General features: G+C 57.9%; 9 protein-coding genes. 4 read left to right on the forward strand and 5 right to left on the reverse strand.

Going from position 1 to position 14,717, the window contains the following annotated elements; genetic code table 11:
• Positions 1–16: 16 nt before the first annotated feature.
• Positions 17–427 carry a VOC family protein gene (locus AC56DI_RS12475; protein WP_496346437.1) on the reverse strand — a complete coding sequence of 137 codons (411 nt, stop codon included), beginning with the start codon at positions 425–427 and terminating at the stop codon, positions 17–19.
• Between the two features lie 97 nt (positions 428–524).
• Between AC56DI_RS12475 and AC56DI_RS12480 the strand changes: the two genes are divergently transcribed.
• The 4 genes from AC56DI_RS12480 (at position 525) to AC56DI_RS12495 (ending at position 6,063) form a co-directional block, all read left to right on the forward strand.
• Positions 525–1,424, forward strand: a complete 900-nt coding sequence (locus tag AC56DI_RS12480) for a LysR family transcriptional regulator (protein ID WP_496346438.1) — start codon at positions 525–527, stop codon at positions 1,422–1,424.
• Positions 1,425–1,498: 74 nt separating this feature from the next.
• A complete protein-coding gene (gene chrA / locus AC56DI_RS12485) occupies positions 1,499–2,854 on the forward strand; it encodes a chromate efflux transporter (RefSeq protein WP_496346439.1) in 1,356 nt (451 codons plus the stop codon).
• 271 nt (positions 2,855–3,125) lie between these two features.
• Positions 3,126–4,166, forward strand: a complete 1,041-nt coding sequence (locus tag AC56DI_RS12490; protein ID WP_496346440.1) for an AbiTii domain-containing protein — start codon at positions 3,126–3,128, stop codon at positions 4,164–4,166.
• Positions 4,167–4,320: 154 nt separating this feature from the next.
• The gene (locus AC56DI_RS12495) at positions 4,321–6,063 is read left to right on the forward strand and encodes an AIPR family protein (RefSeq protein WP_496346441.1); all 1,743 of its coding nucleotides are present in this window, start codon (positions 4,321–4,323) and stop codon (positions 6,061–6,063) included.
• 158 nt (positions 6,064–6,221) lie between these two features.
• On the opposite strand, the gene AC56DI_RS12500 is transcribed toward AC56DI_RS12495, so the two are convergent.
• The 4 genes from AC56DI_RS12500 to AC56DI_RS12515 form a co-directional block, all read right to left on the reverse strand.
• Positions 6,222–8,972, reverse strand: a complete 2,751-nt coding sequence (locus AC56DI_RS12500) for a peroxidase family protein (RefSeq protein ID WP_496346442.1) — start codon at positions 8,970–8,972, stop codon at positions 6,222–6,224.
• A gap of 153 nt (positions 8,973–9,125) precedes the next feature.
• On the reverse strand, positions 9,126–11,747 hold the full coding sequence (locus AC56DI_RS12505) for a winged helix-turn-helix domain-containing protein (protein ID WP_496346443.1): 2,622 nt from the start codon (positions 11,745–11,747) through the stop codon (positions 9,126–9,128).
• Positions 11,748–12,221: 474 nt separating this feature from the next.
• Positions 12,222–12,878 carry a two-component system response regulator NarL gene (gene narL, locus AC56DI_RS12510; protein WP_496346444.1) on the reverse strand — a complete coding sequence of 219 codons (657 nt, stop codon included), beginning with the start codon at positions 12,876–12,878 and terminating at the stop codon, positions 12,222–12,224.
• A complete protein-coding gene (locus AC56DI_RS12515; RefSeq protein ID WP_496346445.1) occupies positions 12,875–14,677 on the reverse strand; it encodes a histidine kinase in 1,803 nt (600 codons plus the stop codon). The genes narL and AC56DI_RS12515 overlap by 4 nt, the downstream gene beginning before the upstream one ends.
• Positions 14,678–14,717 lie beyond the last annotated feature (40 nt).

Here is a 14,717-nt window from a genome sequence, read left to right on the forward strand (position 1 = left end):
TCCTTGTTTGGCAGGTTCAGGCCGGTGCGCCGGCGTTACTCTGATAGTGGTACGTGCTGGGTAGCGGTTGTGTGGCCGGTGCATCCAGCTCCAGCAACAGGCCGCCGGGGAGCTGCACAAAGATTTGCCAGAGGCCGTCCTCCGGCACCTGGGCGATCTGATGGGGCAGGCCACTGGCTTGCACCCGTTCCAGCACGTGGGCGGCGTCGCTGTCGGTGCGCAGGGCGATATGGCTGAGGATCGGTCCGCTCACATCGGCGCGCTCAATGACATGCACCAGCGCCTGGTTGCCCTGATACAGCCAGCGGCCGGGGAACGGGAAGGGCGGACGAGCGCCCGGCTGCAAGCCGAGCAAGTCGCCGAACAGGCGCTGCAACGGCGCGCCGTCGTGGGTGTTGAATGCCAGGTGATCGAAGTGCCAGGTCATGGCCACTGCTCCGTGGTGGGCGTGGTTGCATGATCAAACAATGGTAGTGCTGGAAAAAGCCGGGTAAAAAGGAATCACTTGTTAAGGATTTTAATCAATGAGCTCGATTCTTGATCTGGACATCTTCGTGCGCACGGCCGACAGCGGCAGTTTTTCTGCGGCCGCGCGGGCCCTTGAGCTGACCCCGGCGGCCGCCAGTATCGCCATCAAACGCCTAGAAACCCGCCTCGGTGTGCGCCTGCTGGTGCGCTCCACACGCAGCCTGCGCCTCACCGATGAAGGCCGCCGTTATCTCGACAGCGTGCGCCTGGCCCTCGGTGCCCTGGCCGAAGGCGAGCAGGCGCTGCAGGCCCACACCCTGGGCCTGAGTGGCAGCCTGCAACTGGCCGCGCCCTCGGATTTTGGCCGTAACGTGCTGTTGCCCTGGCTGGACGAGTTCAAGCAGCAGCACCCGCATATCCAATTGCGCCTGCTGCTTAATGACCGCAATGCCGACCTGTTCCGCGAGCCGGTGGATATCGCTCTGCGTTACGGCGTCCCAGTCGACTCCAGCTTGGTGGCCCTGCCGATTGCGCCGCAGCACCGGCGCATGGTCTGCGCCAGCCCGGCCTATCTGGCGCAGCACGGCACGCCTCAGAGCCCGACCGAGCTGGCCAGCCATCGGGCGGTGTTGTACCTGCGCAATGACCGCGCCTACGACCTCTGGCGCTTCAGCCGTGGCAGTGAGGTGGAGGAAGTGCGCGTCAGTGGTGACTACCTGTGTGACGACGGCGAAGTGGCGCGGCGCTGGGCGTTGGCTGGGCACGGCATCGTCTACAAAGCGCAGTTGGACGTGCAGGCCGACCTCGATGCCGGGCGTCTGTTGCCGCTGCTGGCGGACTGGCAGGGCGAGAGCGCGCCGTTCAATCTGCTGTGCCCCCATCGCGCCCAGGTGTCCGAGCGGGTCAAGCTGTTGCAGGCGTTTCTGCAGCAGCGCTGTGCAGCCTTGCTGGCGTGAGTGCCACACAGGCACTGTCACAGTGCTGTTGTAGACTGCCGGCCGTTGCCGTTTAGCCCCCTGATGTGTGAGTGATGTCCATGCCTGTTGAGCCCCCAAGCCCCTTGCCAGCCCGCAGCGTCAGCCTGCTGCAGGCCTTCTGGTTCTGGTTAAAGCTGGGCTTGATCAGTTTCGGCGGCCCGGCGGGGCAGATTGCGATCATGCACCAGGAGTTGGTCGAGCAACGCCGCTGGATCTCCGAGCGGCGCTTCCTGCATGCCCTCAACTACTGCATGTTGCTGCCCGGCCCCGAGGCCCAGCAGTTGGCCATCTACATTGGCTGGCTGTTGCATCGCACCTGGGGCGGGGTGATTGCCGGCGTGCTGTTTGTGCTGCCGTCGCTGTTTATCCTTATCGGCCTGTCTTGGCTGTACATCGCCTATGGCGACGTGCCGCTGGTGGCGGGTTTGTTCTACGGGCTCAAGCCGGCGGTCACCGCCATCGTCTTGCAGGCCGCCCACCGCATCGGCTCGCGGGCGCTGAAAAACAACTGGTTATGGGGGATTGCCGGGGCGTCCTTCGTGGCCATCTTCGCCCTCAAACTGCCATTCCCGCTGATCGTTATCGGTGCCGCTGTGATTGGTTACCTGGGTGGGCGCTTGGCCCCGCAGCACTTCAGCCTCGGCGGTGGTCACGGCCCAGCCAAGCAGACCTTTGGCCCGGCGCTGATCGATGACGACACGCCAACCCCGGCCCACGCGCGCTTTCGCGCTTCACGTCTGGCGCTGTTGCTGCTGGTTGGCGCTTGCTTGTGGCTGTTGCCGATGGGCGTGCTCGCTGCCGTGTTCGGCTGGCAGGGCACGCTGACGCAAATGGGCTGGTTCTTTACCAAAGCAGCGCTGCTGACCTTCGGCGGCGCCTACGCCGTGCTGCCCTATGTGTACCAGGGCGCGGTGGATCACTATGGCTGGCTGACCCCAACACAGATGATCGACGGCCTGGCGCTGGGCGAAACCACACCGGGGCCGTTGATTATGGTGGTGGCCTTTGTCGGTTTTGTTGGCGGTTATGTGCAGCAGGTGTTTGGCCCTGAACAGGCGTTTATCGCCGGCGCCCTGGCGGCCACGCTGGTTACCTGGTTCACCTTTCTGCCGTCGTTTCTGTTCATTCTCGCCGGCGGCCCGCTGGTGGAATCGACCCACAACGAACTGAAATTCACCGCGCCACTGACTGCCATTACCGCCGCCGTGGTGGGCGTGATCGTCAACCTGGCGCTGTTCTTCGGCTACCACGTGCTCTGGCCGACGGGCTTTAGCGGCAACTTCGATCTGCCCTCGGCCATCATCGCCGTGGCCGCCGCCGTGGCGCTGTTCCGCTACAAGCGCGGAGTGATCCAAGTGCTGCTGAGCTGCGCCCTAGCGGGGTTAGTGGTGCACTTGGTTCAGGCCTAAGGCTTGGCTGTGTGCTGTGCGCAGGCCTGAATAGACAGCCTTAGCGGAGTTGGTTAAGTTGGCCGGGTATTTCGCCGGCACAGGGCTGGCGAAATCAGTGGTTTGATCCTGTCGTTTTCCCTTCTTTTGCCGTGTCGCCTTTGCCCAAGACGATACGCGCGCATTCAAGGAGTTACGCATGGACAAGGAACGTTATCAGGCACAAGTGGCGCAAGGTATTAGGTCATTTGTGTCGTCTATTTATAGTTATACCCTTTGAACAAGGTCAGAAATGGAAGAGTTCATTGCAACATCCGAAGGTCTGAAAGAAGCACTAATTTTATGTGAAAGCATAATTAGCGACATTGAACTTAACTCTAATTCACTGAGCAACATTGCTTTAAAAGCAAGTAGGCTTGCCAGATTGGTTGGCCACTTTGATCATCAAAAAATATTTCTTTATGAAGTGAGCGGGTATCCGGCTACGCCTAGCGGTGTGGATAGAAAGATTTGGGCACTTGCAGCAATAGCTGGTCGCATCAATAAAAATAAAGTTGACGGCGAAATATCTGAGACGGCATCCCTTGAATCTCTTGAGCAATTACAGTCCGATATCGATGCCGCAAAAGACAGCTTGACAGTTGCAAGAGATGCCGATGTATCAATAACATCGGCAAACCCAAAGCAATATGTCTCAGCTCCAGCTGGTAACAAAAATGAGCGCGACTCTTTAAGAAGAAGTATCAGTAATAAGTCAGGATTTATTGCAGTGCGCCGGGCCTTTATATATGAGTACGTTTCTTCTGTTTACTATGAAATAAAGTATTCATCAATTTCGGATGACATATTCGCAAGGATTAGAACTAGAGTTGACGAGAGTGTCGGTTATTTGATTCCTGACTCTGTTCAGAAGTTTTCAGCAGTATACGAAAACCTTAAATCCGAAAATTCCGAAGACTGGTCAAATGCTGTTCATAGCTGTAGGCGCATCTTGCAAGACACCGCAGATGCCCTCTATCCAGCAAGAGAGCCAAAGACGATAAAGGTAAACGGAAAAGAACAAAAAATAAACTTGGGGTCAGATAATTACATTAACCGGCTTATTGCTTATGTTGAAGATAATTCAAAGTCCAAGAGGTTTGAGGAAATAGTTGGCTCACACATGAAATACCTTGGGGAACGGCTGGATTCAATATTTCAAGCCGCACAAAAAGGCTCTCACGACGTAATTTCCAGTCAAGACGAGGCCGATAGATATGTTATTTACACATATTTAGTGGTTGGCGACATTCTTCAGCTCAAGAGTGATGTCGAAAAATCAGAGAGGGTATAGCAGTCGCCACGGTTCTGGGTATAGAACTGTGGCGGGGGGGCATTACTGCATTTCAGTGGGTCGTCAAAAGTTTCTCTTTTGTCGGTCACTGAACTAAAACGTTAGGTGCTCACCAATTACATTGATTTAACACTATCTTGGAAAGATTGTCATTATGCATATTATTCTGAAAAGCCATGTTGAAGAGTTGGCTCGTGACTTCGAGTACGAAGATCAACAAATGAGCAAGCAATTTGAACGTTTTTGCAATCACTGCATTGTGTCAAAGTTGTTCTTTGGTCGCTTTAACCCAGCAGTGGTAACAACCGACGAGGATGATGCATCAATTGACGGACTTGCCTTTATCATTGACGGCGATCTGATTACGACAGCGGATGACGCTAGAGAAGTATTTAAAACCCACAAAATTAATCTTCCAGTTGAAGTCGTATTTATTCAAGCTAAGAGTGGAGAGCAATTTAAAAAAGAAGAGATTGCAAACTTTAAGATAGGTCTTGAAGATTTCTTATCCCTGGACCCAAAACTACCTAATGGCAAGTTCAATACCGAGGCGGTTGAGATACTGAAAGTAATATTTTCAAATCTTAAAAAAGTTAAGAATCGCAGGCCAAGTTGCCATGCCTTTTATTGTACATCTGGCGTTTACAATGCAGAGCGAGAGATAAAGGCATCGTTTGATATTATCGAGAGATATTTAAAGAGTACTGAATTTTTTAGCTCGGTTTCGATAAGCCCACTAGGTAGAAGTGAGCTCATTGAGCTTTACGCAAAACTTTCTGAAAAAAATGAAGCAACCCTCCAGTTGGTCGAATATTTCGGAATGCCTGCAATGCCTGGGATTCCACAATCTTACGTTGCAATTGTAAATGCCTGTAAATTAGTGGAGGCCCTTCTTGAAGGCACAGACGGCAACCTTAAAGAATCAGTATTTGAGGAAAATGTTCGATCCTTCCTCGGAAGCAAAAATGATGTCAATGCGGCAATCCAAGATACACTGAAAGATGCCGGCAAGAAATCATTATTCTCCGTGCTAAACAACGGAATTACAATTGTTGCGCCAGAGCTGACTCTTACACCCAATACCAAGGAAATACAGTTAACTAACTACCAAATAATAAATGGGTGCCAAACAAGCAGTACGCTGCACGAAAATAAGTTACTGCTCACCGACTCAGTAAATGTTGTTGTCAAGTTTATTGAGTCGCCAGAGAATGATGCTGCAAGTGATATTATTTCTGCAACTAATAGCCAGTCAGACATACCAAAGGAAGCATTTTTTGGGCTTCGCAGTAAGGCAAAATTAGTACAGAAATACTTCAAGGCACAGAATGGCCTAGTTTCTCCAGAAGCTCAGGTTTACTTTGAGCGGCGTCAAGGCGAATACAAGCACGCTGGTTACCAATCAACTCGAATATTCGATGTAAGGGAAGTGGCCAGATGTTACGCAGCCATGTTTCTCGATCTTCCACATAACTCTGCCCGATATGTAGCAACAATTTTTTCTGCGAATGGTGACAATCTCTTTCGCGAAGAGGATCATGAATCGTACTACTATGCGGCCTGCCTTGCGCTATACAAGTATCAAACTCTAATTAATGGTCGAAAGATCAATGCACAGAACTACATAAAGGTTAGATGGCACATCATTCAGCTCTTCAAGTGGCACTGCATTGGCACAATGGACACGCCTATGCCTAACTCAAAAAAAGCTGCAGCCTATGCCTCGAAACTCATTGATGCACTAAACTCTGAAAATCGATCCTATATTAGGACTTTTGAAAAGTGTCAGAAAATTATTGATTCAGTAGGATTCCCAACTGACGACGAACTCAAACGAGCAAAATTCACAAGTGAAGTCATGTCGGCAGCCAAGGCCCAACTAGCGAAAAAGAAATAATTGATCTAACCATCTCACGCTGGACAAGCCCGCCCCTTAACCAAATGTTAGGCGGCTCCGAAAAAAATTGTCGAGGCTGTTTGAGCTTTGCGCGGTCTAGAAAACAACAACCCCGGCCATGGCCGGGGTTGTTGTTTGTGGCTAATCAGCGGGGCTGATTATTTGTCTTCGTTGCGTTGGTGTTTGAAGAACACGCCGCTGTCGCCGAAGGTGGAGGCGATCATCGGTGAGGTCAGTTGCATCTCGCCGATCTTGGTGGCGCTGTTGCGGCGCTGGCTGGCGTAGGTACGGCTGATCGAGGGGATGATCGAGGTCTTGATCTCCATCGAGGTGGCGTATACGTCATACAGGGTGGTGCCGGCAGTCAGGGTCAGCAGGTCGCTGCGGAAGTCGTGCGGGGCGCTGGAGAAGCGATTCTTCAGCTCGGCACGAGGTACGAAGTAGATCTGCGTTGGTGCCTTGGGCGTGGCGACGGCGACGCCTTTTTGGCTGACTTCGGCCATGTCGTTGAGTTTCAGCAGGGTCGGTTTGGCGCTCACCGCGGAGAACAGGATGGTGGTGCCGAGCGACTCGTTGACTTCTGGTACGACGTACTGCGACAGCTCGTTGGCGAAGTAGTTGTAGTTGGTGCCTTGGCCGCTGAGGGTGTAGAGCGCAGAGACGTTTTCCGATGGCTTGCCATCGACAAAGGCCTTCCAGGCCAGGCCCGGTGCAAAGCCGCGGTCGGCAGGGTCACCAGTCAGGGACAGACGCAGCAAGCCGCTGTCAGCGCCCTGGAACAGGCCGGTGTAAGGGTTGCCGGCGACGGCGGCAAACTTCACTTTGGCCATCACGCCGTGGGCGTGCAGGGGTTTCTGGTAGTCGGCGGGGGCCACGTCAGTGCGGTCCTTGACCTTCTTCCAGAGGATGGTGCTGATCAGTCCACCTACGTTCACTGGCTCCAGCGCTGGCAGCTTGTCGGCGGCGATCTGGGAGCGCAGGGCGCCGTTGACCCAGAGGTTTTCCTGCTTGTTGGCGGCCGGCCAGCTTTCGTAATCCGCCGGGATGTTCAGGCCCCAAGGTTTGAAGGCGTTTTCTACGCCGTTCAGGCTGGTGTTCAGCTCTGGGTTGTGACGCTTGAGCACGTCGACCATGGTGGTGTTTTCGACCCAATCCATGCCCACCTGGGTATAGATTTCTGGGCGGTAGTCGGCGGTGTAGAAGCGGTCAGTCATCAAGCGCCGCGAGGCATTCAAGATGAAGATCTGGAACGCCGTTTCGCCAAAACCGAAGCCTTCAGGACGCACGGTTTCAGCTTGCTGGCCGACCATGGTGTCGATCAGTTCGATGTCGTTGTTGTAGACCTTCTTCAGTTTGGCGAGGGTGGTTGGGTCGGTGGTCAGGTCTTCGAACTTGGTGATCGGGTTGAGGCCGATCTGCCGACGGAACTCGTTGTAACGCGGCACACCTCGTTCACGGTCACGCACTACGTCGATGGTCGCCAGGTCGATATTGCCGATCAGAGGCATCGACAAGTTGCGCAGCGAGTTCGGGTAGTTGTTGAGGGTCAGGGAGCCTGGGTTGGTGATGCCGAAGGAGTACCACAGGCGGTCCGTACGCTCAGTGCTGATGATGCTTTGCGCGTCGCGGTCACGGGTGTTGGCGAAGGGGATCGAGCGGGACACAACGTTCGAGCCGATGTCGTAGACATCAATGTTGTCGCGCAACAGGGGGTGCATGCGGTACACCGAGACAAACTCTTCAGTCAGGGTATAAGGCGTGCCGTGGTTGTTGGGTGCGGCGGAACCGACGATGCCGGCGAGGGCGTGGGAGATGGCGGAGTTGCCAGCGCCATCGGCTGCATTCGGGTCAATGCCCAGGATGCGCGAGATGAAGGAGTCGGATTTCTCCAAGTCCTCACGCACTTTGCGGATTTCTTCCTGGTACTTGTCGCGGGTGCCGCCGTCGCCGAGCAGGCCATACCAGTTGGCATGCATGGCGCGTTCGGTAACCGGGTTGGCGATGATGGCCGGAGTCCATTCGATGGTGTGGATCTTGGCCATCAGGGCGGCGTTGACCAGACGCGCGTGGTCGTAGATCCACTGGTCAGTTTGCGCCGGGTAGGTTTGCTTGAGCTTGGCCGCGATGGCGTTGTGCTCAAGGGTGAACAGCTGGTGGAGCATGCTCAGACCCAGCCACCAGTTGTCGTTGACGCCGGTGACCGGTTTGCCGCTGATCAGCTCGGTGGGCAGGCTGTTGTCGGCGTTGACCTTGAGGCGGCCGTCGACGAATGAACGAATTTTGTCGCTGCTTTCCTTGCTGCTGCCGTACAGCTGCGAGCCGTCCCACCAGTGGGTGTTGACGTTGCGATAGGTGGGCGGCTTGCCGGCATCGGCCGGGCTGCGGTCGAGGTCGGCCTGGGTGCGTTGGATCGACAAACTGCCTGAGCCCAATACGTCGCCGGCAGGCAAGGGCACTTGAATCTCATCGCCAACGGAGTTAACGCCGTGGCTGACCCAGTCGTGGACCATGAACTGAATCCAGGAGCCGGCAATAAAGTTCAAGCTGGTGGCTGGCTTGAAGGTGTCACGGGCCAGCAGGACATTACTGACTTCGCGCGGGTTGGGCGTCAGCAGGGTGCCGGCTGCGGTTTCGCCGTAGGTGATGCTGGGGTCGACGTTACGGCCGAAGCGGCGATTGACCGAGCCTTCCGCCGGGTTGCTGAGGATGTTGCAGGTGCCGTCCTCGGTACGCACGGTTTTGCTGCGTTCATCGCAGGTGATGTCCTTGTTGGCGCGCGGATAGTCGTCGACATCGAACAGGTTATTTTTCAACAGGGCTTCACGCTCCATGCTCAGCGTGAGCAGGCCTGCGAAAATACCCAATGTACCCAGCTTGGTTAAAGCCGGCCAAGTCACCCAGACAGCCATGGCAATCTCTCCTCTTTTATTTTTGTGGTGTTGCAGGTGGGCTGATTGCCCGCAGGCAGCAGCGCTCGGGAGAGTAGGGGCAAGGGTTGGCCAGCCACCCCCTCCAGGGGGAGGGGGTGGGGTAAATAAGGCGCCATAAAGGCTGGGGGATGATCAGTTTTGTGACGTGCGTGGCTGAACGCAGAGGATGGCTTCGGTGCGATTGGCGACGTTCAACTTGGCGTAGATGTTTTTCAGGTGCCATTTGGCGGTGGACAGCGCCACCCCGGTTTGCGCGCTGATCTGGCTATTGGACAGACCGCTGAGCAGGTGGGCGAAAATCTCGTTTTCCTTGTCGGTGAGCAGGCCGTTGATGTTGCGCTCGCTGCGGTTGGCCGTGCGCTCATCGGGGAAGAACTCGGCATAGGATTCGCGGTATTTCTCCGGAATATCCAGCAGCCCGGCCTGGCTCAGCGCCAGCAGACCGGGGCCGAAGCCGGGTGCTTCATCGAACACCGAACGGCTGATATTGACCATGCCGTAGGCGTCCAGCAGGCGCAGCAGTTCCTGGCGTTGGGCGGCCAGGTCCGGTTGGCTGTTGCCGGCCACCATCAGGTTGGCTTCGATGATAAGCCGGCGCACGGTCAGCTCACTGTGGCGCAGGGATTCGTCCAGCACCTTGAGCAGGCGGCAGGCGCGCACCTTGGCGCCGCGCCCGAGCAGCCAATAAACGCAGGCCAGGCCGTAGCGCTCCCAGCATTCATCGTGGGGGCGGGCGCTGTCCCAGTAGCCCTCTGCCAGCAGTTCGCCCAGCCGGTAGCGCTGGGCCAGGCTGTCGAGGCTTGCACTTTTGCCGCTGATATAGGCCTGGCGCAGGCTCTCTTGAGCCAGCTGACTGACGAAACGGGCGTAGTTGCCCAGTTGCAAAATGCTCGCCAGTTGTTCCAGCAGGCGGGTGGCGCGCACCGTTTGTTGGCGCCGGTGAAGTAGGCGCGAGAGGGTGATGTAGACGGTGGCGATGGCCTCGGTGGCGGACGAGGAGTTGACCTCGGCCATCAGGTCTTCACACAACTGCTGCGCCGCCACCAACTGGTTTTGCTCATACAGGGCCACGACCATCGCCGTGGCGCGGTTGACCCAGGCCGGCGAGGCCTTGGGGGTGCGCTGGTAGTCGCTGTAGACATCCTTGCGGGCGCTGCTGGCGCGGCCGGCGTAGCGGTTGCACAAGGCGATGATCAGGTCGGCGTAGCTCTCGAAAAAGCTGTGGCCACTTTGGCTGAGCAGGGCCTTGCCTTGTACGGCATAGCGGATTGAGGTTTCCAGGCGCGCATTCATCAGGTGGTGATAGGCGAGGATGGTCAGGCTCACGGCGCGAATGCCGTGGTGCACGCCAGGGGCCAGCAACGCTTGGCAATCGGCGCCTGGATGAAAGTCCAGGTCATGCTGAAACAGCTGCAGGTTGAGATGCAGAAATTGCAGGGTTAGCGGCTCCAGCAGTGGCGCGGCTGGGTCCTGGCGGGCCTGAATGCAATCGAGGTAATAACGCGCCTGATGGAAGCGCCGCGACAGGGTCAGGGCGCCGATCAGCGGCACCAGCAGGTGCGGGCTGGCGAGCAGGGTAGCTTCGCTGAGGGGCTCGACCCACTTGAGCAGTTCGTTGAACTGGCCTTGGGGAATCCAGGCCGCGCAGCTGCTCTCCAGTAGGCGGCTAAACAACGCCTCATCGCCACTGCGCTGGGCATGTTGTAACGCCTGGTCGTGGTCGTTGCGGGCCAGAAAGTAGTCGGCGGCGCGGCTGTGCAGGGCGCTGATCAACTGCGGTTGCTCGATCAGCAGGCGGCTGTTGAGAAAGGTCAGTAACAGGGCGTGATAGCGAAACCAGCCAGGCTGGTTTTCCACCGCCAGCATAAACAGCTCGCGGGCTGAAAGCTCTTCCAGCAGCAGTGCGCTGCCCGTGCGTTGCAGCACGTGGTCGCAGAGCGCGCCGTCGAATTTGTCGAGGATCGCCGTACACAAAAAGAACTCATGCAGGTTTGGTGACAGGCCCTTGAACACCACATGGCCGAAGTAGTCGACGATTTCCGGCTGGGTGCCGTTGAAGCATTCCAGTGCCGTGGTACCAAAACGCGCATAGGCCAACAGCGCCAGCTTGACCCCGGCGATCCAGCCTTCGGTCATCGCCAGCAGGCTGCTGACGTAGGCCTCGCTGAGGGCTGGGCCGCCGAGGTGGGTGTTGAGTTGCTGCACGCCGTTGGCGTCCAGGCGCAGGTCCTGCTGGTCGAGGCTGAGCAACTGGTTGGCGAGCTTAAGGCGGGTCAGGGAAAAACCCGGATGGTTACGGCTGGAAATGACCACGCGGATGTTGTCCGGCAGTTTTTCCAATAGGGCGGCCAGCACCTCAAGGATGGCCGGCTCGCGGATGTACTGGAAGTCGTCGAACACCAGGCACAGGCCGCCGTCGATGCGCTCCAGGGCTTCTGCCAGGTATTCACCGACCACCTCCGGCGACAGGCTGGCTTCTAGCGGGTTGAACCACGACAGGTCGAAGTCACTGACCTGGGCGCGAATGCTTTCGATCAGTCGACGGAAGAAGCGCAGGGCATGGTTGTCGCGGGCCTGCAGTGGGTAATACGCCAGCGCGCGGCTGCTGTAATGGGCGCGCCAGTGGCTGAGCAGGGTCGACTTGCCCGAACCGGCCGGGGCCAGTAGCAGGGTCAGCGGGTAGTGTTCGCAGCGGCAAAGCAGTTGCAGCAAGTCGTCGCGAAGCACCCCGGGGGGGATTTCTCGGCAGTCCATATGCAGGCACCTGGCGGATATTATTTTTATTGTTTTGGGCCAGGGTCTGTTGGCGCTTTATCAACCGTGAATGAAACGGCAACAGCCCTTGGCGCGGGAGAATACCCCAGTGTCCGGCGGGCTATTGCTGAGTCGGTCACGCTTTTGTGGCAGGGTTGAACGTACGTGCCAGTTGGCGACGGTGGGGAGCTGTCGTGAGCTCCAGCCTGACGTGTTGTCAGCGATTGGGCGCAGTCCAAGAGCAAAGGCTTCGCGGCTAAAGCCGCTCCTACGCATGAGGTTGACAGGCATGGCTGCCCGTTAATCGCCCAGCTGCATGGGTATCGCTGCGCTCAACCCATCCTACGGGCTGAGTTACCGGGCGCCTCGGTCTTGCGCTTCGCTAGGCAGGGCGCGGCGCTATTTGTGGGAGCGGTCTTGACCGCGAATTTTTTAACCGCATCACGACTGCGCGCAACAGCATCGTTGCAGAGGTCAGTGCCCCACATGCTCCATGGCCCAGACGGCGGCTTCGACCCGGGAGCGCAGGCCGAGTTTGTGCAGCAGGTTTTTTACGTGGACCTTGACCGTGCCTTCGGTGATGCCCAGTTTGCGGCCGATCATTTTGTTGCTGTTGCCGCCGGCAATCATCTTCAGCACCTGACGCTCGCGCTCGGTGAGTTCCACCTGGGGCGCGCCTTGCGGTTCACGCAGGGCCTGGGCCAGGACGCGGGTCAGGGTTGGGCTGATCACCAGCTCACCCTGCAGGGCCTCGCGCACTTGCTGGATGAGTTTTTCCGGCTCCATGTCCTTGAGCAGATAGCCGTCGGCGCCAAAGCGCAGGGCATCGCGCACGTCCCGTTCCGCGTCAGAGACGGTGAACAACAAAATCTTGCCGGGATAGCCGACCTGGCGCAGGCGCTTGAGGGTTTCTACCCCGTTCATCTGCGGCATGTTGTTGTCCAGCAGGATCAGTTGCGGTTGCAGGCTGTCTATCAGGCTCAGGGCTTCTTCGCCATTATTGGCTTCGCCGACGATGAGGAAGTCGTCTTCCAGCTCCAGCAGCTGACGGATGCCGCGGCGCATCATCGGGTGGTCATCGACCAGGAGAATGCGGGCGCGCGGCGGGGTGTCGGCGGATGGCGTGTTCATGCGGGTGATTCCTCTGCATGGCGACCGAGAAATCCGGGCTGGAAACTCAGGTGGATACGGGTGCCGTGGGGCGTGTTGCGGCTCACGTCGAGCTGGCCGTTCAGGCTGCGGGTGCGTTCTTGCATGATGGTCAGGCCGTGATGCTGGCGCGGGTCGGGGCTGGCACCGATGCCGCAACCGTCGTCTTCGATCAGCAGCTCGATGCGCTCGCCCTGCTGGCCCAGATGCACTTTGACGTGTTTGGCCTGGGCATGGCGGGCGCAGTTGGACAGCGCCTCGCGGGCGATCTGCAGCAGGTGGATCTGTTCGCTGGCATCCAGGGTGAAAGCCAGCGGTTCGACCTGCAGCAGGACCTCGAAGGCGCCGCGTTCGGCAAATTCGCGCACGGTGTCATCCAGGGCTTGATCCAGGCCGCTGCCGTGGATCTGCAGGCGGAAGGTGGTCAGCAGCTCGCGCAGCTGGCGGTAAGCATTGTTGATGCCTTCGCGGATTTCCTCGCTGACGGCAAACAGCTGCTCGGCGCTTTCGCCGCGGCGCATCAGAGTTTGCAGGCGGCTGACCTGCAGCTTCATATACGACAGCGCCTGGGCCAGTGAGTCATGCAGCTCGCGGGCGATGATGGTGCGCTCATCCAGCAGCAGCAAGCGATGGTCCTGCTCGCGCTGGCGCTCTAGCGACAGTGCCGTGCCGACCAGGTCAGCGAGTGCCTGGATCAGCTCGTTCTCCCAGTGCTGTGGGCGGTGGCCATCGACGAAGTTGGCGCTCAGCTCGCCGAGACTGTTGCCCTGGTTGTTGATCGGGTAGGTCTGCAGGTTGGGTTTGAGTTGCCGTTCGCAGGTGGCGCAGTCATTGCGCGAGCAAATTTCTCGCGACTCGCTGCCGTGCAGGGCGATCAGTTGTTCCGCGGGTTTGTGCGGGTTGCCGTGCAGGCACAGGGTCAGGCGCAGGCCGGGGATCAGGGCCTGGAAGTTGTCGATCAGCAGGTCCAGCTGTTCGGCGCTGGTCAGGTGGCTGGCCAACTGGCGGCTGCTGAAAAACAGCAATTGCAGGGCGCCATTGGCCTGGTTGAGGGTGGCGGTTTTCTGCGCGACACGGCTTTCCAGGGTGCGGTGCGACTCTTCGATGGCATCGGCCATGGCGTTGAAGCTCAGGGCCATTTGCCCTAACTCGTCTTCTGACTGGAACTCCACCCGTGCCGAGTGATCGCCATCGCGAAAGCGCTCGGCGGCGCTCATCAGGTATTGCAGCGGGGTGATGACGTTGGTTTGCAGCTCGTACATGCCGATCAGCAGGATCAGCACGGTAATGAACAGTGACGCGCCCTGAATGTTCTGCTGCCAGCTTTGCTTGCGTTCGCTCTTTTGCTGCAGCAACAGCACGAAGTGGTTGAGTTGCTCGACGAAGCCATCGGCCTGGTCGAGAAAGTGCCGGCGGTCATCACTGGCAAGGGCCGGGCGCAGGTTGTTGCGCCAGTTACTTTGCAACTGCAGGTAGGCGCTTTGCAGCGGTGCTTGCGGGTCGCTTTCCAGCACCTTGTGCAGGTCGGCGCTGTCCAGGCGTTGTTCGAAGCTGGCCACCAGGCTGTCGATCTGTTCGCGCGGCGCCTGGGCTTCGAGCTTCCAGCTCAGTTGGTAGGTGGCCATGCGCAGGGAGCCGGCGGTGTTGATGGCGGCGGCATCGTCCTGGCTGAGCCAGGCAATCACCCCGGCACTGAGGGCGCTGGCCAGGGCGAGGACGGCAATCAGCAGCACGGCAAAGCCGGCACGGGCCGGTAATGAGCTGCGCATCCACTTCAACATGGCACTACTACCTCCAAAGAACCTGGACGGCCAACGAGGC

The organism is Pseudomonas sp. BGA-UO-ETr-WB11 (assembly GCF_059567785.1).